This window comes from Clostridium sp. ATCC BAA-442, from assembly GCF_964239415.1.
Taxonomy (GTDB): Bacteria; Bacillota; Clostridia; order Oscillospirales; family Oscillospiraceae; genus Flavonifractor; species Flavonifractor plautii.
Genome location: NZ_CAXSQB010000045.1, coordinates 1 through 20935, shown reverse-complemented (window position 1 = coordinate 20935; position 20935 = coordinate 1). Strand labels below are relative to the sequence as shown.

The window sequence follows — 20935 nt, the reverse complement described above, 5'->3', positions numbered from 1 at the left end:
CCTCACACAATTAGCCGACGGCCAAGCTTGTCCAGAACAACGCGGCCATTTTTATCTTTCACTGGGCCGGAGACTATCTTCTGGGGAACGCCATAATACAAAATAATGCATCCATCCATTGAGCTCCCCCCGTTTCCTCCTGCTCCACCAGTTACAACTGAAGCCTTTTTTACATAAATGTAGGCAGTGCACCGGACATTAAGAGTTTCCGTCTTACTGGTTCCACCTGCACGATTAGACCATTTTAGTTTATTTGTTACAGAAAATCTTACTGACCCACATACTCCAGCGCCGCCACCACCGCTTCCTCCACTTCCGCCTGAACCATACGACGATGCATTATCTCCATCTTTACCTTTTCCCCCGCTTCCACCGCCATGTTGATATGCCTCTCCTTCTGCGTTTGCTCCATTGTATGTGGAGCTTGCGCCTGTATAGAAAACGGTCGCTTTACTGGCTACCAGTGCTGGGCTACCATTTTCTCCGTTCCCTCCGGCACCACCTCCTCCTGCGCCACCACAATCTGCCTCACAATTTGCCTCAGAATCAAACCAAAGAGTATTAACATTACTTCCTGAGGATGTTTTTCTGTCAGAATATCCTCTTTGGCTTATTCCTTCTCCGCCTTTTGCAGTTCCAGCATCCTTACCAGGCTCACCAGGGCCTCCACCATCTCCTCCATCAATTCCATCTTTTCCTGCTAAAGCATATGTTTCTCCTGTAACTGTATCAGTATATCCAAGGTTATTTCGATTCCCACTAACAGACGAAAGTGAGCCAAATGTTGTGACACTTTCCCCTCCATAGCCAGTTGCTTTTCCACAAGAATACGCTATTTTTTGACCGCCCGTGACATCGAGCGACGATTGAAAAATTCTACCTCCAAGGCCTCCAAGGCCTTTCTTTCCGCCTTTTCCTTCTGATTGGCTTCTGAGTGATGTTGATGCCGTAGTTGAGACAAACGTATTTTCGGGCACGGAGCTAGTGTTATTCGAGGAATCATTGGAAGACCACGCAATATTGCCAGGTTGACCATCTTCTCCAGGTTGGCCGCTTTGTCCACCATCAATCAAAACTGCTCTTACATATGTTGTCCCTTCAGGAACAGTCCACTCGCCTGCGCCTGTAAGAACTACACGGTTTTCGAGTAATTCAGTTTCCTCTATTTTTAATGGTACATATCCAACAAGCATCTCCGAACTTGATTTTAATGTGTTTGAGATGGTAATGTCTTCTTTTTCAATGCAAGCCGTAACTGGCTCTTTGTTATATGGGTCCCACGTCAACACACGGTTCCCTGTTGATTCCCCTTTATAGACAACTGGTGCTTGGATAGATTGAGCATGCTTATAGTAATTTTTCATCCGGTCTGCGACAGCCGCAGAGTTTGTGAGCGATACCAACGTAGCATTTTCGACCTTCTTTACATTTGGCTCTTTGGCTGAAACAATATCACGTATGATTTGGCTCTTGTTGTGTGTATACTTTGTTCCAGCAAGCTTTCCGGAACCAGAAGATAGTTTCGCGTAATTGGCCCCACTCTCTAAAATAGTAAAGCCAGATGCAGACAGGTCAAACACAGGATCATCAAATGTAACAATTTTCCCTTCTTCTACAGACCCTTCAAAAAGTGTAGATGACTCACCAGATTTTATATATTGATGTTCCGTAACAATTACTTGGGTTACTTTGGCCGCGTTAGTGACGCTCGGGCCCTGATACATTCGGTCTAAACCAAGGTTTCCGCTAATCCCATCCCAAAGGGCCGCAATCCGAAGAACTCCATTTAGATCAGTTCGAATAGTTGCGCCAATTGCAAATAGAACCTGTGACAAGTTATCCCTTGCTGTAGCGATAGGTAACCAACCATACAATTTTATGTCTGCTAAATTTGTTTTTATCTCGTATGGTATTGTGCCGCATATGGAAGCAAGAAGTTCGGATGCAGTCTCTCCAGAGTAGATTCCTCCATAATGCTGATTTTCAGATAAAAGCCCAATTGCGCTTGTTGCAGATATCTTATATGTATTAGGGCCATTCCGGTCAATGGATTTCACATAAAACACACCGGTCTGAACGTCATCATAAAAATAAACAATTGGAGCGTTTCTTTCAAACTCTGTAATTGTTCTGTCCTCAGTCTCAATTACGACTGATAAGGTATTGGCTTCCAGAGAGGAAGATAGAAGAGATGTTGCAATATGAAGATTTCCGCTTTTAATTTTGTTGCCCTCAAACACTCTGTCGCCATACACAATTTTGTTTTTGTTTGCCATCTCCTATCCTCACTTTTTACGGCTTGACCTGTGCGTCTATCGGGACAAAGCTTACCTCTATTTCTCCCCAATAATTTACGCTACCTTCTACCTTCTCCATGTCTTGAGATGCGCTAGTATAATACGCCTCGTAGGAGATGGTTGTCTGTCCGTCCGCAGCCTCCAACATAACGCTATCATCGACTGAGTGTTGGTACAGATAGTCCCAAAAGGTATCCAGCCCTTCGTAATTGTCTCCTCTGCGAAACACTGTAATCTTATGTCCAAGATAGGTTCCAATAACATCACGTATCATTCGACCGGAAAGCACTCGGCCAGCATTATCTCCATCTAGTACATTGAAACTTCGATTATAAGTCGAAATTGCAACATCTGCGTCAAACTCAATGCCGTTCAATTTGATATAGCTCATTTAACCCTCCACCAAATTTACGCCAATACGCTGAACTTCGCTCTGAGTTGCTTGATAAGATACGCGACCAAGCACCTGCTTGTCGATTTCCAAGATAACTGTATTGGAGCCGCCGCCACCATATCGCTGCATCCCACGGGCAACAGCGGCTTCAATCTCAGATGTTGGAGCCTCTATATTTGTCCCGCTCTTTTGATCTCCCAGTACGGCGAGGAACTCTTTGTTAGGCGGTATGACCGCGCCTTTTGCAAGGGCAGGAACGTCATCAATTGAAAGCCTTGGTACTGACATTCGGCCTAAGCCTGATCTAGCTGAATAAGAACTCCCCTTCGTGCTGCCACTTCCAAGCTTAAGCGCTGTACCACCACCTAAAAGTGCAATCCCGGCCAATATGAATAGAGGGTTTAATGTCATTGCACCAATAGCAACTAATGCAATCCCAGCAAGCAGCATTGCTGTAGATACCCACCCAGCCACCTCTTCAAGATGCAATGTTTCTACCCAACTACGAAACGTCCCGCTTTCATTCCCAACGACAAATCCAGCAATAAGGAGTGCGCATCCACCTAGAAACATAAGAATGTTCATAGTCATTAGACCGATTGCAACAAGCCCAATTCCTACAAGCAAAATTGCAATCGTTACATACTCCATTACTTTTTCAAGGCCTAATGTTTCAACCCAATCCTGCAAATGATCATCATTTATTGCGGCAACAATTCCGAGGCCGAGCACCACTGCACCAGCAATTAGCAAAATAAGATTTCCAGTAGCGGCCGCAATAGCTACCATTACGATGCCTACCAAAAGTATGGCGACAGATACCCATTGAACAACGGTTGTAAGTTTCAGTTTTTCCCACCATGCCATCAGTGTCTGTTCTCCAATTACTTCTGCTGTCACCCCTGCTCCTAGAAGAACTGCTCCAGCAATAACCATAAAGATATTCCCCATTGCCGCTCCAATACAGATGAGGGCAAATCCAGCTATTTGCATTGCAGCTGTTACATAGTCAAACGCGGAATCAAGTCCCAGCGTCTTTGCCCAAGATTCAAAAACTCCACTCTCACTCCCTACAAAGACGCCAGTTGCAATCAAAGCAATACCAGATATAACCATAAGAATATTCCCTAGTCCTGCGCCAATACAAATAAGGGCAAATCCAGCTATCAATAGAGCGGCAGTTATAAACTGGGCTGCTCTAGAAAGTCCAAGCGCTTCCGCCCAATCTTGCATCATTCCGCTTTGATATGCATAAGCCACAGCAACTCCGATCAAAGCTAGTCCAGCCACAACAAGTAAAATATTTACAGTTGAAGCTCCAATAGCAACCATGGCGATGCCGCCGAGTATAATTGCCAATAACACAAACTCTTGCACACTATTTAAACCAAGTGCATCAACCCAAGACTGTAATTGTTCATTTTCTCCGGAGAAATCAATGCCAGCTCCAAGTAAAAGTAAACCAGAAAGAACCAGCACTAAACTCCCTATAGATGCTCCTATAGCTACAAGTGCAATACCACCTAGCATTAATGCAATTGGCACCCAAGCAGATACACTCGCCATCATTTCTTGGAGCCATCCGCTATTCATACCTTCTTGAAAGGCAGAAAAGTCTGGCCCAATATCTTGATTAGAAGATTCACTTTTATTTCTGCTCCCCGAAAGCTGGTTGATTTCATCAAAAGAAGCGAGCGATTTCCCGGCCTCCTCAGCCGCCTCACCCGTTTTTTCAAGTGCTTCTGTTTCCTCATACAGATTTTCAGCGGAGTCCGCAGCTTTCTCTGCTGTTGTACCAAACAGCGCAGCAGTAATCCGGGCGGCCATTGAAATTATACGGGCCAACATATCGACAAAACTTGTAAATGCTGGTATAATGACCTCAATCATCGGCTGAGCGAGTGTCAGGAGAGCCCCTTTTAGACGTGCAATAGATGCTCTAGCCTCGTCATTTGTTTTGATGACTTTCCCCATCCATTCACGGAACTTCGCAAGACCTTGTGTAATGACCGTGAATACAAGCGCACTTCTGATAACTTCACGCATGCGAGAGGAAAATTTGCTTGCGCTCTTTTGCGCTCTATCTACTGATTTTGCCATTTTGGCGGCGGCAGGGCCGGACTTTGCCATGTTCTGCTGGAGCCCTCCGGCTTCCTCTTTTGCCAGGTTCAACTTTCCTTCTAAGCCAGAAATTTTGGAATCATAATCTGAAAGCGCTTTTTCAGCCTGCCTCCACTCTTTCTCAATTGCGTCAACCTTTTCTTGTTGCTTTTTCAATTTGGAATCGACCATAGGCCTGTCAGAATAGGCACGCATATAGTCATCAGCGGACGAACCAGGTTTCATGGCGGCATTGATAGCATTCTGTTCGTCCTGGAGCATGGATAACTGCTTCCTGGCCTCCTCCAACTCCGCATTTACAACGTTGAGGTTTTCTACTAAAGGAAACCTCCCCTGCTTTTTGGACGTAAGTTGATCTTCAAGCGATTGGATTTTCTTAGCAAGCTGATTCAGCTCTTTTTGTGCTTTCTTATTGTCAATATTGGTTTCAATGACGATGGAGCCGTCAGCGTCCACATTAAACACCACCTTGATAGGAGAGATTTACATTGGAAGGGTACAAAGAAATCATTATTACAAGAGAAAAATCGCCGTGGGGATGCGCTGTTGACTTCACGGTGCTTTTGGATGACAAAGTGGTTGGGATTTTAAGAAACGGCACAACCGTTTCTGCATACGCTCAAGATGGACCCCATACGCTTTCGTTCCAAAAGGGGCGTAAAATCGACTGCTCAATTTCAATCCTCGTATCGCCGGATGACACTGCAAAAGTTGTAAACACAGCAATATCTGGATCACACCTCGTAGTTGAGAGTGAATACGCAACAAATACACCAGAAACCGCTGTTTTCGATAGTGAGAACGCCCCAGAAAAAAGAAGCAGAAAAATTAAGGGAAATGTTGCCTTTGCAGCTGTGATTGTCGTTGCTATTATTGCCGCTGTATCTCTTACTTTTGGGGGCCGCTCTGATAGTCAGTCAAACGATGGCTATAGTCCAAGCCAATCAACTACTACACCCACGCAGCCATCCGATAATTTAGCGCAGAACATCCATCCGGAGGAAATTACCATCTCAGCCAACAGCTTGTGGGCGGCATATAAGGAGAATGCAGTGAATGCCGATGCGCTGTATAAGGATAAAATCTTGGTTGTGACTGGCACAATTCAAAACATCGGGCAGGATGTTTTAACAAAAGCACCTTGCATTTCGCTCGAAACAAATGACGGTTATGGCCTTTATCCTATACAGTGCTTCTTCCCGAAGGATGGAGACCAAACGGATTTGATTGCACAGCTAAAGGATGGAGACTACATCACTATCGCTGGTGAGTGCGATGGAATCCCTCTTGCTCAAGTTCAGTTGACAAAATGCACGATACGATAATCATAGCCGCCCCTCCTGGGGCGGTTTTATTTTGCGCCTGTCCAGAGGTTAACGAGGTCATTCTCCGCCTCACTGTAGGTCTGCTTGATGTCGATAATGTCACGGTTCTTTCGGTAGAACTCCCTGTCAGACTTGTCCAGCGGCTTGCCCTTTGCCTTCTTGTCGCGGATGCGGACGATCTGGGCAAAGAGGCAGTCCCCTATTTCCGCATAGGCCGCGAGGATAGTCCACCAGTGGATGCCGCCCGTGTTGGTTTCGATGTCGTAGTCCACAGCGCGGGCTTCATAGCCCAGCACACGGTTGATAGGGGCAATGATGCGGGGGAAGTCCATAGGCCAGTCCACAAGGTGGGGGCCTTTCTGCTTCCGTGGCTCCTCGCCGCCGTTGATGAATCGAAAAACCTCTTTTATGGCCGCGTCATAGTCGGTCAGCTCGTCAAAATCCACATAGAAGATTTGGAGCACGTCAAGGGCCCGGTCTTCCTCGCTGGAATCGGGGTCGTTCATGGCCTCGAAAATGTCTAGGATAACCCGATAATCATAGCGGATAGCAAACTCCTGCCCGTCTATATCCACGCTTTTTGGAAGTCCATAGCTCATGGCGTGCTCCTTTGGTTACTTCTTCTGATACTTCTGGTATTTCGCTGTGTACTTGCTGATGCGCGGGTTAGTAAGCTTCTGCTCTCTGGTGAAAGTGGTATCAATCTCATCCATGACCGCCATCATCAAGTTGCACCAGACAGGGAGGCCGTTGGCAATGGCATAGACATTCATGCCGCCGAAGACAGACTCGCTCACAGGGGCCTCGAACACGCCGTCAATAATGCCGCGCATTTCAGCGTCCCGCTCTTTGGCAAACTCGAAGATTTCCTTCTTGTCCACCATCTTCTCGATCTGTGCTTTGTAGCTCTCCTGCTTCTTGTCCAGATCCTCAAAAGCGGAGTACAGCCGCTCAACGAAGTTGCTGTCAGTGGGGTTGAACGACACCTCGCACTTGCCATTCAAAGAATATGTAACAAGGCCGGAGTCAAAATTCAGTTCCTTCATAAGTTAAACCTCCACGGTTCCCGGTGTGAATTTCACAGTTCCATCACTAATCGATGCTGTACCAACAGTTCTAGTGCCGCCATATGTAACATCAATTGGCATCCCAATTGTGCCACCGCCTTCACCACCGAGCCCGGACGGCAAAATAGAGCATGAGGAGTATCTTTCAGCAAATACCGCTGTTCCGGCCGTCCCCGCATACAGATGGACAATAAGCATATCTTGATTCATCAAAGCGTTCACGTTCTGATCTTTGATAGCAAGGTTCCAGATTTTTTCCTGTGCTGCGTCATCTGCATCCAACTCACATGGGTCAAAGGTTTGTGTAATGGTTGGTTTCTTCCCGTTGGTATAGGTATTTCCAAAAATATCAACTTTGGTTTCTGTTTGCCAGTCGTATTCGGCTGAACTGTCCTCTACACGCTTACCGATTGGAGACCAAGTAGGCGTAGAGCTCTCTCCAGTGTTTAGGTAAGCAATTAACATTTCACGGCCTACGGTCTGGCCCGGCGTAGTATTAAAAGTCAAATCAGACTCAGGCATTGTTTTTCTCCTTTCAAACGCCAACTTCATATGTCAGTTTCATCAAAATCTGGTAGTCTTCATAACCGTCCTCATAAGCGGCAAATTTAGAGGATTGTGTGGTGGGCTCAACTCGGAGCGCCCGAATCTCGTCTCCCAAATCAGGAAGATTTTTTCTCGCCCAGTCACCGAAGTGGTTCAGTAGCTCGTCAGCCTCCAGGCGCTTGTCGTTGCTGCGCCCAGGCTTAATACGATAAATTAGTTTGAATTGGTACTCCGCCTGATAGCCGCCCAGGATGAACCGCTTTGTGATATAGGTCCCCTGGATGGTAGACAATGCCATACCGGCCTCGTCTCCCTGGTCAGCGGACAGAAACTCATATTTAATGATGTCCACCGGCTTTTCCGGGAAGGTATTGGTCCACACCAGCATGGAGCGGGAGATTTTATCCACTTCTTCTGTCGCCGCCAGCATGCGGGGTTTCTCTTTTTTCTCAGAGTCCACGTTTCACCGCCTTATCCGCCGTCCGAATCCAGTTATCCAAATTCTCGGCCTTGCTGGCTTCGAACCAATGGGATTGTGCCTGCGCATGTGATGCTGTATTAAATACAAGGTTTTTGTCAGTCAAGACCTTTGTTGTGCCCTTTGATGCATAACTGCTACCTGTAGCCGGGTCTACCATTAGTTTTCCAAAATATAAGTAGCGTGCATATGGGCCTGGGTAAATCACTTCTGAACCATCTACCCGCGTCCGTTTGTCCAATGATCCGGTAAGCATCGGAACATATGGTGATGTGTCCTTCCGCACCTGGAGTGCCACAGTATGCTCCGCTTTGGTGCACTCCTCATCCAACTTGTCCCTGATTGCCTCCAGCCCTTCGGCGCGGAAACTGAATTTCAGCATTAAACCCCACCAACTTCCCAATGAGCCATTTCACCGCCGAAATCCTTTTCATCGACTTTAGTAATATCGTACACACCGTCGTAGGCTGCCTCTATGGTCTGTACCGTCCAGTCCGGGTGTATAGCCTCACCCTTGATGAAAAAGCTATCACGGGCCACAGAGAGCGTCCATAGGTCGCTTTTATCATCTGCTTTCCAGAACTCGACTGGCCCGACATACTTTCTTTGGATGCCTGTAACGCCGTCTACCGCCTCAACCGAAAACGGAATGTACAGGTTGACTGCATCCGCTTTTTCCAGCCCGCTCTTGGTTACATTGGAACCCTTGGAGGCATCCAGAAGGACTCCCCGTAGGACAGTGATGTGGTTTGCTGTGGTCTCCTCAAGAGTGGAAGGGTCCGTCTCAACGTAGGTGTTATAGACCGTCACAACATGGGGGAACATGTCCATAGCCGCACCCCCTTCCACGGTATAGAAGGCCCGTACCGGCTAAATACTGCGCTGCAACAGATGCAAGATGTGTTTGTGCCGCCTGCGCCGCTGTCGCGGCCTGCTGGGCACTTTCACCGCCGCTTCGGTAGGTCTTGGACCAGCTACCCACACTCTGGCTTTTCAACTCTCCAGTCTCTCCAGCATTTGCGGAGTTTTTAAGGGCATTCAGGGCCGCTTGCTGGGCAAGGTCGATGCTCTGGTACTGTTCTGCCACGGCGCAGCAAGCCATCTTTACTGCGTCCAGCTCTTTGTTTTGAGCCGCCCGGCCCTGCGTGTAGTAGTCCAGAAAGGAACTTGCACGCAGGGACAGACGAGGGAAGTCAGCCCTTTGGATAGCCGTGCCTAGATACGCAGCAGTGTAATACTCATAATCTGCGTAAGCCATCAGGCCGCCCCCTTACTTCTTCGCACGGGCTTTCGTCTTAGCCTGCGGCTCAAACGTCGCCCCAGTGAAACTAAATTTCACTACGCTGGAATCATCAACAAGCACCTCGAAGGTATCATCCTTGGTCACCCGGAAGACAATGTCCGCGTCAAACAGGATGTCTTCCTTTGTAGGAGAGCCATTTTTCTTGAAGGTCATCTTTGTCCCGGTCTTTGTCAGGTGAAATGGGAAATAATACCCGCTCTGCTCGTCCGGGGCGTCGCTGAACTCGGTGTAGTTGGTCACATAATGAAATGTGCCCGTTACAGCGCCACTCGCATAAACCTTCAGGTCATCACCCACAAGCTCGGAAACCTGTTTCCCCAATAGGGCCTGACCGCTGGGGAATAGCGTTAAAGTGTCAGACCCTATTAACCCCCCTCCGGTGCGTAAACAGCAAAAGGGAAGGCGTTCTCATTGCCGACGTTGAAGGCGTTGATGGGGTTGGGAATCTCCCAGCCCAGCCGCATGACGGCGCGGAGGGCCACCATGTCGTTCTGCATCAGGTTATAAAGGATATTGCCAGTGGTGGGATCTTGCACCACGCCGCTATCGAAAATCTTAAAGGTCATGTCCTGTCGGATGGCATAGACCAACTGGCTCCAGTCACCCACGATAGCCAAAGATTCCTCCGGGTCGTAAGCGCCGTTCACGGGGAAGTACATGCTCATGCCGTCCAGCGCGTAGCGGGTATCTCCCTGCATATCGGTCTTGAAAATGGGCTGGCCGTTCTTGTCCACAAGGCCGCGCAGCTTGGCGCGCATCTGGATAGCCGCCATTACGCCGTTGGGGATATAGCCGCTCTCCTCCACTTTGGCAATCACGCCGCCCTCGCCCATGATGTCCTTGAAAATGTCGCTGGTAGCGGTCACAACAGCGCTTGCGGTAGTGGCAGAAGGGACAAGGCCATCACGCCAAGAAGTCGGCTTGTCCGTGCCGTACAGAATAGCGGCGTCGATGACCTTTCCGAATGCCTCCTGAAGACGGGGCCGCACCTCGCCCCAGATGTCGTAGTCGCTGTCGTCCAGAACGGCCTCGGGGATGGGGACAATAACCGCAATTTCCTCGGCGTAGATTTTCTTCTTGTCCCACGCCATATTGGTGGTCTTTTTCAGAGACGCCTTGGAGTCGGACGCGCCGGTGGTCGCCTCGCCGTTCACAAAGTAGGCGGTGGGCAGGGCGTCCAGCACATTAAGGGTCTGGGTCTTGCTGGTCATGTTGGGCAGCCGCCGGGCCATCCGCAGCACGGCGGACTCCGTTACGGCCCCCTGGATAATTTCACGGGTTACGGGCTCAGGGATAAGCCCAGAAAGTTTGCTTCTATCGATAATGTCAACAGCCATTTATGTTCTCCTTTCATTTCAGTGCGCCCCGGATCAGGGCGTTCATTACATCGTTTTCTCCTGTTTTTTGCTTCCCTCCGCCCACTGGAGCAGTCCAGTCAAAGGAAGTCTTCTTGCGGTCGGCGGTGAGCGCGTCCACGGCCTGCTCAAAGGTGGTCTTGTCGTCCACCATCTTCCCTGCCTTGAAGGCGATGAACTCCGCCTCCTCGCCGGTCAAGCCCTTTTTCAGGACATACAACTCACGCTTCAACTGGTCTCTCTCCGCTTCTGCGGTTGTCAGCTTTCCGGAGAGAGTATCCCTCTCGCCAGTCAGCTTGTCCCAGCGTTCTTTCTCTCCGGCCTGCCCGTCCTTCCAGGTGCGGTAGGCGGTCAGCTCTTCTTCGCTGGGCATTCCCTTCATGGCTTTTGCAAGCCGCTTGCCAATCATGGAATCCACTTCCGCCTGAGTGAAGGTTTTCTCAGGAGCGGGCTCCGGCGCAGGGGCCGGGGTAGGGTTATTGATAGGTTCGCTCATAAATACCTCCGTTTATTGTCAGGGCCGTCGCCCTGCGGTTTTACGCCTCTCGGCAAAATAGAAAGAGCCATCAAACCGTTACAGTTCGTAACCGGTTCAATGGCTCTTGGCTCACAGGCTCTTGGCTCTATGCGATATTTACTTCCATGTCGTGCTTACATGCCTTGCATCGAAACGGCATGTGCTCTACTTTGGTATCCGGTCGAACCGGGAAAAGAGCTTTCCCGCAGTACGGGCAGCAATACCATGTTTTCCCGTTAATTTCTTTTATCACGCGCTGTCCTCCATAACATACCACTTGCACTTCTCGCAGACTTCATTTGCTTTATCTACGTCAAACGGCTCTATTGCAAGCTCCATGTCCATCTCGTCCTCCCGAACTTCTTGGACCTCATAGCACTCTCCATATAGGATTTCTCGCCCAAAAAGAGGGCAAACGCATTTATCATTGTGATTTTTCGCCATATCATTTCCCCTCCAAATAGTCCCGATACTTCTTTCTCAGCTTTTCCGGGACCGCTGTTACAATCTTCCCGTCAACGCTTAAAACTACATAACCGCTATCTGCCAAGAATTTCAATGTATTCCGGTCAGTCTGATACAAAACTAACCTGCTGTTATTTATGATACTCTGCGACGCTTCAATCGTCAATGCAGATCTATCCGGTTTCATCGTAAGGTTATTTGCAAAGTGGTCTGTCACGCCGCTAATCTGCGGCGGGTCAAGCTGCACCTGATATTGTCTGGAAGAGAATTTACCGACAATTTTTATGTTCCCTTGATATGATTCCAGACCGGAAAATTGTTTTATGCTGGTTAGCTCTTCCGGATATTGAACCTGCATTCTTTCTCTTTGTAACGGTAGCCCCGCCGCCTCGCTGAACGCCTTGTATTCCTGATTCAGTCTCCAGATACGGGTAGTCACCGCCTGGTAGTTCTCCGTCAGTCCTGCGGCCTTGTATGCGGTCTGTTCTCGCTTCAGCTTGCGGATAGTTCGCTCGACCTGCCGCTGTTTCTGTGTGGCCTCATAAGCTGTGTAGTGCTTTCCCTCAAAATCCACGTCGTGCCCATCGTCTATGTGAGCAAGTTCTTCGTCGGTATATGTTCGCTCCATCACACAATCCACAAAGGCAGTCCTGATATGACGGCAGTTTGCACCCTCCAAGCCGTCCACATAGCCAAGCCCGCACACCTCATAAATGCTCGGATACTTGTCTCCGGTCCTTACGGAGTACACCCGGCCCTGCCATGCCTTGTGGTTTTGCCAGCCAACACCCTTGTCCCGAGCCCCGATGTGGGCGGACACTTCAAAATAAGGTGTTTCCAGATACTCTGCGCTCTGCTCCGTGTACTTGGCACAGATCTGGGATACGCCTGTCATCACCGCCCTGCGGGCTGCCACGTCGATTTGGTCTCGGTGTCCGCTCTCATAATCCACGATCTTGATACCACTGTCCGCAAGCTGTTTGACGGCGCTTTTGATGGCCTGATTGTAAGAGATGGCACCGCTCGTGATCTGCATTTCAGCGTTATCCAGCGCCCATTGATAGGCCCTGGCCGTGGGAAGCATCGTCCGCCCGTTGTCCACCAGAAAGCCCATAGAGCCGGTCATGTTATGGAATGTCTGTTTGGTCTGCTCGTAGATAGCCCATGTGTCCTCGATGCTAACCAGTGTTTCCGGTGCCGTTACACCCGCAATGTCCATAACATCCTGGTAGTACCGCTGGTTCCGCTCCGCCACGTCGTCTAAGAGCTTTTGCAAGTCCCGCTGGCTGATGTTTGCGGTGCGCTGGATGGCCTTTTCTATGCCCTTTAGGTCAATGCCATGGGAGCGGAGTGCCCGTATATCCTGTACCGTGACCTCGTTCAGCTGCCCGGCCATCTTTAATCGGGAGCATATTTCCTCAAGGAGTGTCAGTTCAAGAGAGCGGTACAGCTCCGCCAGCTCTTCGGGCAAGGCGTCAAGAACTTCCGGTTGAAACGGATATTTCATGCGCTTTCCTCCGTTTCACGATTTCGTCATAATGCGGCGCAACCCGAATTACATTCCAGTCGCACTCTTCTGGGACATGTCCATAAAAAATGACCCATGACGGCTCCAACCGTTTCATCATCTCTTCATACCCACGGAGAAAAAGACGCTTGCTTTCCTTGCTCCGTTGTGTGCCTACGCTTGAAACAGACACAACTCCGCCAACCGGCTCACCGTCAAAGCACCATTCGTAGCTATCTTCATCACTCCAACTAATCGTCGGATATACTGTGATACCATGCAACTGCCAATATGCCGCAAGCCAGTGCTTGCGGTAGTGATTGTATATCTGCATTGCAAGCGGCATATCCGTGTATGTTGAGAAGTCCGGGGAGCACACCGCCGCAAATTGAGATAACTTCTTTATGTAGTCATCTGGACGGTTCCAATAGCGGGTGAACTGGTAATCGTCAACGAAACAATGGACAATCTTGCTCGCTGGTCCTTTTGCACTGTTGGCGTAATTCATGGGTATAAAATCGCCTTGCGGATATGCCGTTACCGGCTCTATTTGCGGGATGTCATAGCGACCAACGCCGGGAAACATAAACTTATCAAGGTTTTCAAAGTTAGTCATTTCCTATTCCTGCGCCTTCGGCTTAGAATTTGGTCAATCATTCTGATTTTTGCGTCCGCATCCGCAAATCCTCTAACCTGAGAAGCGCTTTTACTTGCGGCACTCCTCGCAAATCTTTGGTATTGGTCGTTCGATGTTCTTTTCAGAGTTTCGCGCTCTTTTTCAAGAGATTGTGTGCTTTGCCGAGAATATGCTGCAATTTGCTCATTATAAGCTGCACGATATGTGCCGCCGGGGGTATTTGCTCCCGTTTCTCCCCGATGAACTTTCCCGGTACTGTCCGTATATTCATAGTACCTCGCTCTTGCACGAATTCCGTTTTGAATTGCGTCATTTCGCTGGGCGCTATCTTCTAAGCGCCTATATTGTTTCTCGCCCAAAAAAACGCCGCCCGCACTTCCTCTACCGCCCACTACTCAATTTCCTCCTCTCCCTCGTCCGTCAAATCTTCCATCTTTGGCAGCATCTTCTTTGCCGTGGCCTCGTCCTCGTTGTACCACTTCATGCGGTACTCCCAGTCGTTCATAATGCCTGCCGCAAGGTCCTGCCGGTCATTATTTCGTTCCGTGGTCTTGTCCTCAATGATAGAGTCATCAAAGTCAATGGTAACTTTAGCATCTTCATTCAGCCCGGCGCCCATGGCTGCATTCCCAAGCCGAAGAATAATATGGCACAACTCTGTAATGGCCTGTTCCAAAATGATTTCATGCTTTTTGATGGTCCTAAACATGGTGGAATTTTCGCTGATGACCTGGGTGGCTGTGGTAATGCTCCCCTGGTCGAAGCGGTAATGGTTTTCTCCAAAGCCACACTTGCTGGACAGTAGATTCAGTTGGTCTTGGATACCCGTGTTGTGCTCCTGGGTACGGAGTGTCATGTCGATGGGCGTGATGACCGCACCGTCACTTACATCCTCCGGGAGTACATAGTAAGCCAAGTCGTCCGGGTCAAAAAATGGCTCTCCGTCGAGGTCTTTGGTTGCAGACGGCTTGACCATGATGCGCTTTTTCCCCAGTACAAACTCATTTACATAGCTGTCATAGGCCACATCTACGCCCTTAAGGACATCGATGGCATTTGCATAAACAGAAATTCCAAGCGGGGAATCGTCAAAATTGTTGGCGATATTAGGCCGGTCAATAACAAACTGCCTCTGATCTGAGCCGGTATGTACCACAGGAGGGACCATCTCAAACCCCTTGACACCGGATAAGGCCAGTTCGGCATACACATTATCGTTGCGGTAATGATAGATGCGGTTCTCAATGTCGTACTGTCCGTTGGCCTTGTGATGGATTTGCAGGTAGCAGTATTGCTCTCCGTTGACGGTCAAGATGCTGTCAAAGGCGCACTCCGTAATAATCCCGTTCTGCCACGCCAGCGGCCAGATATGCTCTACTGTCACATAATCCATCACAATGCCGTCAGCACTACCAGGTACAGGTCCTTCTTCCGTGGCCTTCATTCCCACTACACGGGGGATAAACGCCACCGTCCCGAGCGCGAACGCCTTCTCCTGCATCTCGTTTGACTTGACCAGAAAGTTGTTTTCTTTGAGCACATGGTCAACAAATTCCTGTTCCCGTTGCCCCTCCAGGGTGATCTCCACCTTCTCGTTCATCAGGAGGTTTGCCCAATCTTCCGGGATCTTCTTGCCCATGTTAAGCGTGAAGCGCTTGCATTTAACCATGCTCGTTCCGTTTCGAACCTTGTACCGGTGGAAGCCCTTCACATCTCCAATATACCAGCTTTTCCATTCCTGCACTTTGCGATAAAAGTCTTCGCTGATGGTGGCAAAGCCCAGCTCTTTCAGCTTATCGTTTATGTTCAAGCAGTTACCCCCATTCTTCTGAATACACGCTCAAGTGCATACCTTGTAGCGTCAATAAGGTGGTTATTCTCGTCAGGATACCCGCTGATGATCTCCCCATCCTTATTTCGCTCATACTCATAATTCACAAACTCGTTATAAGCGTTTGGAGTCCTCCGGCGGTCAATAACAATCTTCCTCCGCTGGAGCCACTTCATGCCATATTCCACGCTTCCAGGGCCTTTGATTGCTTCCTTGGCCGGAAGCCCCATTGCCCGGTAGTCCGCCGCTGACTTCGGCTCGGCGCTGTCGCAGGTAATGTAAGCATCCTTGTATCCTTTGGATAGGATCAACTTTGCGCTCGCCTCGTTGGTCAGCTTATTTTGGTATATCTCGTCCATTAGGTATATTGTCTCTCTAGCCCGGTCATAGTGGAGTCGGATAAAGGCAAACGGGTCCGGGAACCAGCCCCAGTCCGCACCTTGATAGATACGGTCAAAGGAAGCGAACTCTTCGTCCGTGATTTCCCTCAACTCCAGATTCTCAAATACATTCCCGCCGGTGCCGACAGCTTCGCCCAAGTATTCATGGCGATAGGCCCTCTCGTCCGTGGTCTTCAAGTGTTCAGCTTCTGCTAGGAACTGCGCCCCCAACCACCCCGGTGGGGCTTCCAAGTATGTACTCTTGTGGCACAGCCTGTCTGCTCTTTCCTCCAAGCTATCCTTATTGGCCCAGTTGTCCCGGCTTATGGGTGGATTGTAGCTCTCAAAGTTCCAGAACTTCGATCCGCCGCGCATGGTAGATTGTAAAATGGTTCGAATCTCCGCCCGACCGGAAAACTGATCTTTTTCTTCAAAGTGTGTTACAGCGATATATCCGAACGGAACCTTGATGGACTTTATTTTCATGGGGTCATCAGCGCCCCGGAACATGATTTTCTGCCCAGTCGGCTTGTAAATCAGCTCCATGGGCTGTACCTTAGCGTCCCAGTGCGCCGCCATACCCAGTTCCCCGATTGCCCATAGATATTGTGCATACACGCTGTCCCGGATAGTGTTCGCCACTTTGCGAAGTACCAAGGCGTGGGTGTTTGAATTGGTCAGCAGGATAAGCGGCACCAGCAGGGAGACGCAGGAAGATTTAAGCGAGCCTCGGCCACCAGACAAATCATAGTGTGTGTGTCCGTGTTGGAATACGTCACGAGCCAGTAGGTGGAATGCAGGTCCAAGGACGGACGATAAACGAATCTCAGACATCTATGACCACCTTGACCTCCGTATCTCCATCGCCGTTCGCCTTTCCATCAAACGCTCCCACATGCTTTCCCAGCAATTCAAGCGCTTTTATCTTGCTGGAATACTTCAGGTCGCTGTCGTTCGCATCCGAGGCCGGTTTATCTGTGATTTCCTTCAGCTTGGCAAGCACATAGTCCTGTGTAATCTCTGTCCGTTCACTTCTGGCTCTCTTTGCTTCCTGAATTGCGGAAGAAACGTTATTTTTCGTAATTAGCTGCCGCCCAATTTCAGGGTTTTTATACCCTGCCCGAAGAGCAGCCTGTGCGGCATTCAAATCCACAAGGTACTCCTGCACAAATCTTTCTTGCTTTGGCGTTAATGCCACACTCACCACCTCTCGCCTAAGTAGAGTCTCCCAATCCCCCCACCGCCACCGACAGAGCGCGCCCTCTCTCTTTCTTTTCGGGGGAGATTAAGGGGGGATTATAGGGGGGTAAGAGATAGGGGGATCGGGGGGAAGGGAGAGGGGGGATAAAGGGGGCCATCAAGAGGGGGACCTTTTCTTTCTCTCTCCCTTGCTTTCGTTTTGCTTTTGAAATGCTTTTCGCCGCCTACTGTCGAGCTCTGGCTCGGATACGGCCAGCCGTCACAGCCTGTTAAGCGATACACCCGTGTGGGTTGATAGCCTCCCTCGTCTCCTGCAACTGCGGGGCGGCATATATACCCCTTTCGGGGTATGCTGCGGGTTTGGTCAGGCTTTCCGCGGGTCTGACAGCATTATTATTTTAGTTCGGCCTCTTCCAATGGCTGGCCCTTGTTGTCCAGCAACCGCTGCCCCACCGAACCGCCCGGTGTTATGTTCACAAATGAATCCCATTTCTCTTGAGCCGCTTCATTGACAGCTCATGGAACACGTCCCATTCCGTCGTTCCTTTACGAACTACCCCTACGTCTTTTGGCTTTGGCCATACGATGTCTTTCTCTTGTTCTTTTCTCCAGCGCTCTGAGTAATCGCAAAACTTTTTCAGTCTATCCCAGTATTCTTTTGACTGTTCCCAAGGGCGTAAGTCGTTATTGTATGCTGTCTGTGCATGTCTGAGCAGTTCAAATGGATCTCCCATTGTGGTTATCACTCCAGTTTTGGTGCCACCGCCCGCCTCATGCGGATAGGCGCGGCATATCAAATTCGTGCTTGCATTAGCACCCGCGGAAGTAATTGCAAATTCTTCTAAGCATAAATATCTCCTTCTGGAGCCGAGAGGCGGCATTGAGCCGCCACACGTCCGCGACGTAACGGGCCGCCGCAGGCGCTTCTGCTACAGCACTCGGCATATTTTTGGTTATCTAATACAAGTGCTCATTAGGATCATAAATGCCAAATTCCAAACCATTCCATTAAGGTCGTCTTTCTGCTTTGCTTTGAAAGCTAAATAAGCATTTACAACCATAAGAACAAGGCAGATAAGTTCTGCAATGATTATGAGTACACCACTCACTTTACACCATCCCATTTTTGCAACTTTTTGTGCGCTTCCCGCTTAGATTATCACACGCCTGTGCCGCAACACCGGAGCGACCGGCAGCCAGTCTCGCATACAGACGCAGTTTTCAGCAGGCATTGTCATTCTCTCTGAGGGCTTGCGCTACGCTCAGATCATCCGGGCGCTACCCGGCCTCTGGAGGCCATCAGCAGACTCGAACTGCTGCAACGGCATACACCGCTCTACCCATTCCTTTATGGCCGTATATAAGGCGGATTCCGTCTCTACACGCTCCGCCGGGCGCAGCCGCTTTCTATGTGTCGGCACACCGGTGCAGGTCATAGCTGCCACCGCTTCCGCCTCCATGACAGGCGGGCGTCATGTCCCTTCTCCGGGGCCGTCAGACGCTCTAGGCTACCCGGTATAGTGTCTTTCCACAGTCAGCTCCGTGGCCTTTAGAGCGGTCTAATAAATTGGTTACCGCGAAAAGTGCGGGTCACCAAGCCCAAGGCCGGAATCGAACCGGCGTCCACTATACCAAATCAGGGTATCGCTCTCACCATTGAGCTACAAGGGCATATTGCACACAGTAGGGGCAGCGACTACACCGCCGCCACCCCCTCTGCGTGAAGGAGGAAAAGGGGGCGGAAAGAGAGTGGGAGCGCAGGGGCATACGCCCCCACACTCCCATTTTAAATCAATTTTTTGGTTTAGCTGCCCTTTAAAGGTTAATCTTCAAATTTTATCTGTATTTTACTCGACCTGTTAGATAATCTAGCGATACTTCATAGTAGTCTGCCAGAGCAATCAGCGCAGTCATATTGGGCTTTGCCTCCCCGCGCTCATATTTTCTTACTGCGCTGCGCGGAAGCCCGCACAGTTCTGACACTACCGCCATACTCCTAACAGGCTTTTTCTCCTCCCTCAACCTCCTGAGTCTTTCCTTAAACTCATTCAAGGGCTATCCCTCCTTCGGCGGGTCTGGGAGGGGCATCCAGTGGGTGATTTTACCCGCACTGGGCCCAATATCCGTCATCCATTCACCCCACAAAATCCAACCTACAGATGTTCCAATGCGCTCACAACGCACGATAACTCTCTGCTTTTCCTCCGGCAACCTCTCCTTGACGCTGATCCACTCACTCATGCTGTCCGCCCTCCCCGTCGTTGATGTTGCCTATAATTTCTTCCTCCCCCGTCCATGCGTATCCTGGCATCAAGTCAGATAGATAGATTGCTGGCATTCCTCCGATAAAGGTTCCGCCGTGTTCCTGAACCCATACCACCTCATGGGTGCAACCACGGCTGCATTTTACAATGTCCCCAACAAACACTTTCTTCCCGTTCTTGTCGGTCAGGCCGGTATACTCGCAGACCGTGGCGGGGTCAACTTCAAAGAATCCGCCTAGCATGATCCCTTTTGTGGGCGGGTCTGCCCTGGCCGATACCAACCGCGGTAGAATGTACGCTCCAGGCATAAAGTCGGCATCTTCCGGGACAGCCACAATGTTTCCCTCCACCCACTCTCCATTATCCAGCCGCTTGGCTTTGAAAAGGATTTCTCTCATTGTTTTTCCTCCATCATCGTTAAAGCCTTCTGCAAGCAAGCCTGTATCTCTTCACTGATAGCAGCATTGCTCTTTGCGAATGTACTGTCTAAGTAGTTTTTGTCATGGTAAGCAAGAGTTTCTAGAGCTAACGCAACACGAATGTACTCTTCTGACGTTTTGCATACACACTCAGGGGATTTCATTGGGCACCTCCGATGATCTCGTCCAATGTGGCCCGCCTTATGCTCCTCAGCGTAGGAAACGTTTCATCAAGGTTATCAAGACTGCCCTTATAGTTGTCTTCGTCATCATACATGTAAAATGTCTGTCCCACTATATCAACGTATGCCAATGTTTTAACAACTGGATATAGCACTTTGATAGCCTTCGCCCTCTCCACCTCCTGCTCCGTCCAGCGTGGCTTGCGGATGATGCGGTCGGGGTGGTTGATAGCTTCTGTCAAAATAGCGCCAAATTCTTGACCGTTTTCTCCAATGGCTTGTCCATCAGAGCCAATAGAAAAGGCAAACTCTCCAACCGGAAAATTCACCGATATAATTTCTCCAACCTCAACCCCCAGCACCTCGCAAATTCTAGGCTTGTCCATGTTGTCCCCCCTCCTTGATTTTCAGGTACTTTTCGATGGCTTCGTCCAGGTTGGCATCCCCCTTTGTGTATGGCACCCAGCAGCTTCCGTCCTCTTTCCGGTACTGGCAGCCCTCGTTCTCATCCCAGGAGCAGCAGGGGCCGGGGCCGCCGTGAGCACAGTCGCAGCACATACCTTCTATGGTGTTGGTTTCCTTATGTTTTGCCGCCTCCGGCATATCATCCTCCACCACCTCGTAGCCCATAAGACTGGCGACTTCGT

General features: G+C 49.7%; 26 protein-coding genes and 1 tRNA gene. 1 reads left to right on the top strand and 26 read right to left on the bottom strand.

The window, feature by feature from the left end:
• Positions 1-2 precede the first annotated feature (2 nt).
• From ACESY8_RS15570 to ACESY8_RS15560, 3 genes are read right to left on the bottom strand one after another with little or no spacing between them, the layout of a single operon-like run.
• Positions 3-2276, bottom strand: coding sequence for a hypothetical protein (locus ACESY8_RS15570; RefSeq protein WP_498794846.1), 2274 nt, complete (start codon positions 2274-2276; stop codon positions 3-5).
• Between the two features lie 16 nt (positions 2277-2292).
• Positions 2293-2688: a hypothetical protein gene (locus ACESY8_RS15565; RefSeq protein WP_195457393.1), complete on the bottom strand. Its 396-nt coding sequence runs from the start codon at positions 2686-2688 to the stop codon at positions 2293-2295.
• Positions 2689-5268 (bottom strand): hypothetical protein, encoded by a 2580-nt coding sequence (locus ACESY8_RS15560; RefSeq protein ID WP_498794845.1) that lies wholly within the window; start codon positions 5266-5268, stop codon positions 2689-2691.
• A 32-nt stretch (positions 5269-5300) separates the two neighbouring features.
• Here ACESY8_RS15560 and ACESY8_RS15555 point away from each other — a divergent pair, with 32 nt between their 5' ends.
• On the top strand, positions 5301-6137 hold the full coding sequence (locus ACESY8_RS15555; RefSeq protein WP_204682373.1) for an OB-fold protein: 837 nt from the start codon (positions 5301-5303) through the stop codon (positions 6135-6137).
• A 26-nt stretch (positions 6138-6163) separates the two neighbouring features.
• Here ACESY8_RS15555 and ACESY8_RS15550 read toward each other — a convergent pair whose 3' ends face one another.
• The 23 genes from ACESY8_RS15550 to ACESY8_RS15440 all read right to left on the bottom strand — a co-directional run.
• Positions 6164-6736, bottom strand: coding sequence for a Gp15 family bacteriophage protein (locus tag ACESY8_RS15550; protein ID WP_204682371.1), 573 nt, complete (start codon positions 6734-6736; stop codon positions 6164-6166).
• Positions 6737-6751: 15 nt separating this feature from the next.
• The gene (locus tag ACESY8_RS15545) at positions 6752-7183 is read right to left on the bottom strand and encodes a hypothetical protein (RefSeq protein ID WP_195457400.1); all 432 of its coding nucleotides are present in this window, start codon (positions 7181-7183) and stop codon (positions 6752-6754) included.
• A gap of 3 nt (positions 7184-7186) precedes the next feature.
• A complete protein-coding gene (locus tag ACESY8_RS15540) occupies positions 7187-7726 on the bottom strand; it encodes a hypothetical protein (RefSeq protein WP_204682369.1) in 540 nt (179 codons plus the stop codon).
• Between the two features lie 13 nt (positions 7727-7739).
• Entirely contained in the window at positions 7740-8210 is a 471-nt protein-coding gene (locus ACESY8_RS15535; RefSeq protein WP_498794844.1) for a hypothetical protein, read from the bottom strand.
• Positions 8200-8610, bottom strand: a complete 411-nt coding sequence (locus tag ACESY8_RS15530) for a minor capsid protein (protein ID WP_498794843.1) — start codon at positions 8608-8610, stop codon at positions 8200-8202. The genes ACESY8_RS15535 and ACESY8_RS15530 overlap by 11 nt, the downstream gene beginning before the upstream one ends.
• Positions 8610-9059: a DUF6751 family protein gene (locus ACESY8_RS15525; protein WP_432490224.1), complete on the bottom strand. Its 450-nt coding sequence runs from the start codon at positions 9057-9059 to the stop codon at positions 8610-8612. Before ACESY8_RS15525 ends, ACESY8_RS15530 begins: the two co-directional genes overlap by 1 nt.
• Entirely contained in the window at positions 9025-9486 is a 462-nt protein-coding gene (locus ACESY8_RS15520; protein WP_498794842.1) for a head-tail connector protein, read from the bottom strand. The genes ACESY8_RS15525 and ACESY8_RS15520 overlap by 35 nt, the downstream gene beginning before the upstream one ends.
• A gap of 12 nt (positions 9487-9498) precedes the next feature.
• On the bottom strand, positions 9499-9828 hold the full coding sequence (locus tag ACESY8_RS15515) for a hypothetical protein (protein ID WP_338136129.1): 330 nt from the start codon (positions 9826-9828) through the stop codon (positions 9499-9501).
• Between the two features lie 68 nt (positions 9829-9896).
• A complete protein-coding gene (locus ACESY8_RS15510; protein ID WP_196058680.1) occupies positions 9897-10868 on the bottom strand; it encodes a phage major capsid protein in 972 nt (323 codons plus the stop codon).
• A 13-nt stretch (positions 10869-10881) separates the two neighbouring features.
• Positions 10882-11382, bottom strand: coding sequence for a hypothetical protein (locus ACESY8_RS15505; RefSeq protein ID WP_289026010.1), 501 nt, complete (start codon positions 11380-11382; stop codon positions 10882-10884).
• A gap of 466 nt (positions 11383-11848) precedes the next feature.
• The gene (locus ACESY8_RS15500; RefSeq protein WP_498794841.1) at positions 11849-13375 is read right to left on the bottom strand and encodes a phage minor capsid protein; all 1527 of its coding nucleotides are present in this window, start codon (positions 13373-13375) and stop codon (positions 11849-11851) included.
• Positions 13344-13991, bottom strand: coding sequence for a DUF4417 domain-containing protein (locus ACESY8_RS15495; protein WP_498794840.1), 648 nt, complete (start codon positions 13989-13991; stop codon positions 13344-13346). The genes ACESY8_RS15500 and ACESY8_RS15495 overlap by 32 nt, the downstream gene beginning before the upstream one ends.
• A 412-nt stretch (positions 13992-14403) precedes the next feature.
• On the bottom strand, positions 14404-15822 hold the full coding sequence (locus ACESY8_RS15490) for a phage portal protein (protein ID WP_498794839.1): 1419 nt from the start codon (positions 15820-15822) through the stop codon (positions 14404-14406).
• Positions 15819-17057, bottom strand: a complete 1239-nt coding sequence (locus ACESY8_RS15485) for a PBSX family phage terminase large subunit (RefSeq protein ID WP_204682348.1) — start codon at positions 17055-17057, stop codon at positions 15819-15821. The genes ACESY8_RS15490 and ACESY8_RS15485 overlap by 4 nt, the downstream gene beginning before the upstream one ends.
• On the bottom strand, positions 17050-17421 hold the full coding sequence (locus ACESY8_RS15480; protein ID WP_227127278.1) for a terminase small subunit: 372 nt from the start codon (positions 17419-17421) through the stop codon (positions 17050-17052). Before ACESY8_RS15480 ends, ACESY8_RS15485 begins: the two co-directional genes overlap by 8 nt.
• A gap of 475 nt (positions 17422-17896) precedes the next feature.
• Positions 17897-18157, bottom strand: a complete 261-nt coding sequence (locus ACESY8_RS15475) for a hypothetical protein (RefSeq protein ID WP_204682666.1) — start codon at positions 18155-18157, stop codon at positions 17897-17899.
• 862 nt (positions 18158-19019) lie between these two features.
• A tRNA-Ile gene (locus tag ACESY8_RS15470) sits at positions 19020-19094 on the bottom strand.
• 165 nt (positions 19095-19259) lie between these two features.
• Positions 19260-19475, bottom strand: a complete 216-nt coding sequence (locus tag ACESY8_RS15465; protein WP_243427709.1) for a helix-turn-helix domain-containing protein — start codon at positions 19473-19475, stop codon at positions 19260-19262.
• Positions 19476-19478: 3 nt separating this feature from the next.
• The gene (locus tag ACESY8_RS15460; protein WP_204682665.1) at positions 19479-19664 is read right to left on the bottom strand and encodes a DUF551 domain-containing protein; all 186 of its coding nucleotides are present in this window, start codon (positions 19662-19664) and stop codon (positions 19479-19481) included.
• A complete protein-coding gene (locus ACESY8_RS15455) occupies positions 19657-20085 on the bottom strand; it encodes a YopX family protein (RefSeq protein WP_498794838.1) in 429 nt (142 codons plus the stop codon). Before ACESY8_RS15455 ends, ACESY8_RS15460 begins: the two co-directional genes overlap by 8 nt.
• Complete coding sequence (locus ACESY8_RS15450; protein WP_007489158.1) at positions 20082-20270, bottom strand: hypothetical protein; 189 nt, start codon at positions 20268-20270, stop codon at positions 20082-20084. Before ACESY8_RS15450 ends, ACESY8_RS15455 begins: the two co-directional genes overlap by 4 nt.
• Positions 20267-20674 carry a hypothetical protein gene (locus tag ACESY8_RS15445; protein ID WP_498794837.1) on the bottom strand — a complete coding sequence of 136 codons (408 nt, stop codon included), beginning with the start codon at positions 20672-20674 and terminating at the stop codon, positions 20267-20269. Before ACESY8_RS15445 ends, ACESY8_RS15450 begins: the two co-directional genes overlap by 4 nt.
• Positions 20661-20935 (bottom strand): hypothetical protein (locus tag ACESY8_RS15440; RefSeq protein ID WP_498794836.1); only part of this gene is annotated, 275 nt, incomplete at its 5' end. The genes ACESY8_RS15440 and ACESY8_RS15445, both read right to left, overlap by 14 nt.

What these genes read in the sequence shown, in the direction of transcription:
- ACESY8_RS15570 (WP_498794846.1), bottom strand. Translation starts at nt 2,276, where the DNA reads ATGGCAAACAAAAACAAAATTGTGTATGGCGACAGAGTGTTTGAGGGC.
- ACESY8_RS15565 (WP_195457393.1), bottom strand. Translation starts at nt 2,688, where the DNA reads ATGAGCTATATCAAATTGAACGGCATTGAGTTTGACGCAGATGTTGCA.
- ACESY8_RS15550 (WP_204682371.1), bottom strand. Translation starts at nt 6,736, where the DNA reads ATGAGCTATGGACTTCCAAAAAGCGTGGATATAGACGGGCAGGAGTTT.
- ACESY8_RS15545 (WP_195457400.1), bottom strand. Translation starts at nt 7,183, where the DNA reads ATGAAGGAACTGAATTTTGACTCCGGCCTTGTTACATATTCTTTGAAT.
- ACESY8_RS15540 (WP_204682369.1), bottom strand. Translation starts at nt 7,726, where the DNA reads ATGCCTGAGTCTGATTTGACTTTTAATACTACGCCGGGCCAGACCGTA.
- ACESY8_RS15530 (WP_498794843.1), bottom strand. Translation starts at nt 8,610, where the DNA reads ATGCTGAAATTCAGTTTCCGCGCCGAAGGGCTGGAGGCAATCAGGGAC.
- ACESY8_RS15525 (WP_432490224.1), bottom strand. Translation starts at nt 9,059, where the DNA reads ATGGACATGTTCCCCCATGTTGTGACGGTCTATAACACCTACGTTGAG.
- ACESY8_RS15520 (WP_498794842.1), bottom strand. Translation starts at nt 9,486, where the DNA reads ATGGCTTACGCAGATTATGAGTATTACACTGCTGCGTATCTAGGCACG.
- ACESY8_RS15510 (WP_196058680.1), bottom strand. Translation starts at nt 10,868, where the DNA reads ATGGCTGTTGACATTATCGATAGAAGCAAACTTTCTGGGCTTATCCCT.
- ACESY8_RS15505 (WP_289026010.1), bottom strand. Translation starts at nt 11,382, where the DNA reads ATGAGCGAACCTATCAATAACCCTACCCCGGCCCCTGCGCCGGAGCCC.
- ACESY8_RS15500 (WP_498794841.1), bottom strand. Translation starts at nt 13,375, where the DNA reads ATGAAATATCCGTTTCAACCGGAAGTTCTTGACGCCTTGCCCGAAGAG.
- ACESY8_RS15495 (WP_498794840.1), bottom strand. Translation starts at nt 13,991, where the DNA reads ATGACTAACTTTGAAAACCTTGATAAGTTTATGTTTCCCGGCGTTGGT.
- ACESY8_RS15485 (WP_204682348.1), bottom strand. Translation starts at nt 17,057, where the DNA reads ATGTCTGAGATTCGTTTATCGTCCGTCCTTGGACCTGCATTCCACCTA.
- ACESY8_RS15475 (WP_204682666.1), bottom strand. Translation starts at nt 18,157, where the DNA reads ATGGGAGATCCATTTGAACTGCTCAGACATGCACAGACAGCATACAAT.
- ACESY8_RS15460 (WP_204682665.1), bottom strand. Translation starts at nt 19,664, where the DNA reads ATGAGTGAGTGGATCAGCGTCAAGGAGAGGTTGCCGGAGGAAAAGCAG.
- ACESY8_RS15455 (WP_498794838.1), bottom strand. Translation starts at nt 20,085, where the DNA reads ATGAGAGAAATCCTTTTCAAAGCCAAGCGGCTGGATAATGGAGAGTGG.
- ACESY8_RS15450 (WP_007489158.1), bottom strand. Translation starts at nt 20,270, where the DNA reads ATGAAATCCCCTGAGTGTGTATGCAAAACGTCAGAAGAGTACATTCGT.
- ACESY8_RS15445 (WP_498794837.1), bottom strand. Translation starts at nt 20,674, where the DNA reads ATGGACAAGCCTAGAATTTGCGAGGTGCTGGGGGTTGAGGTTGGAGAA.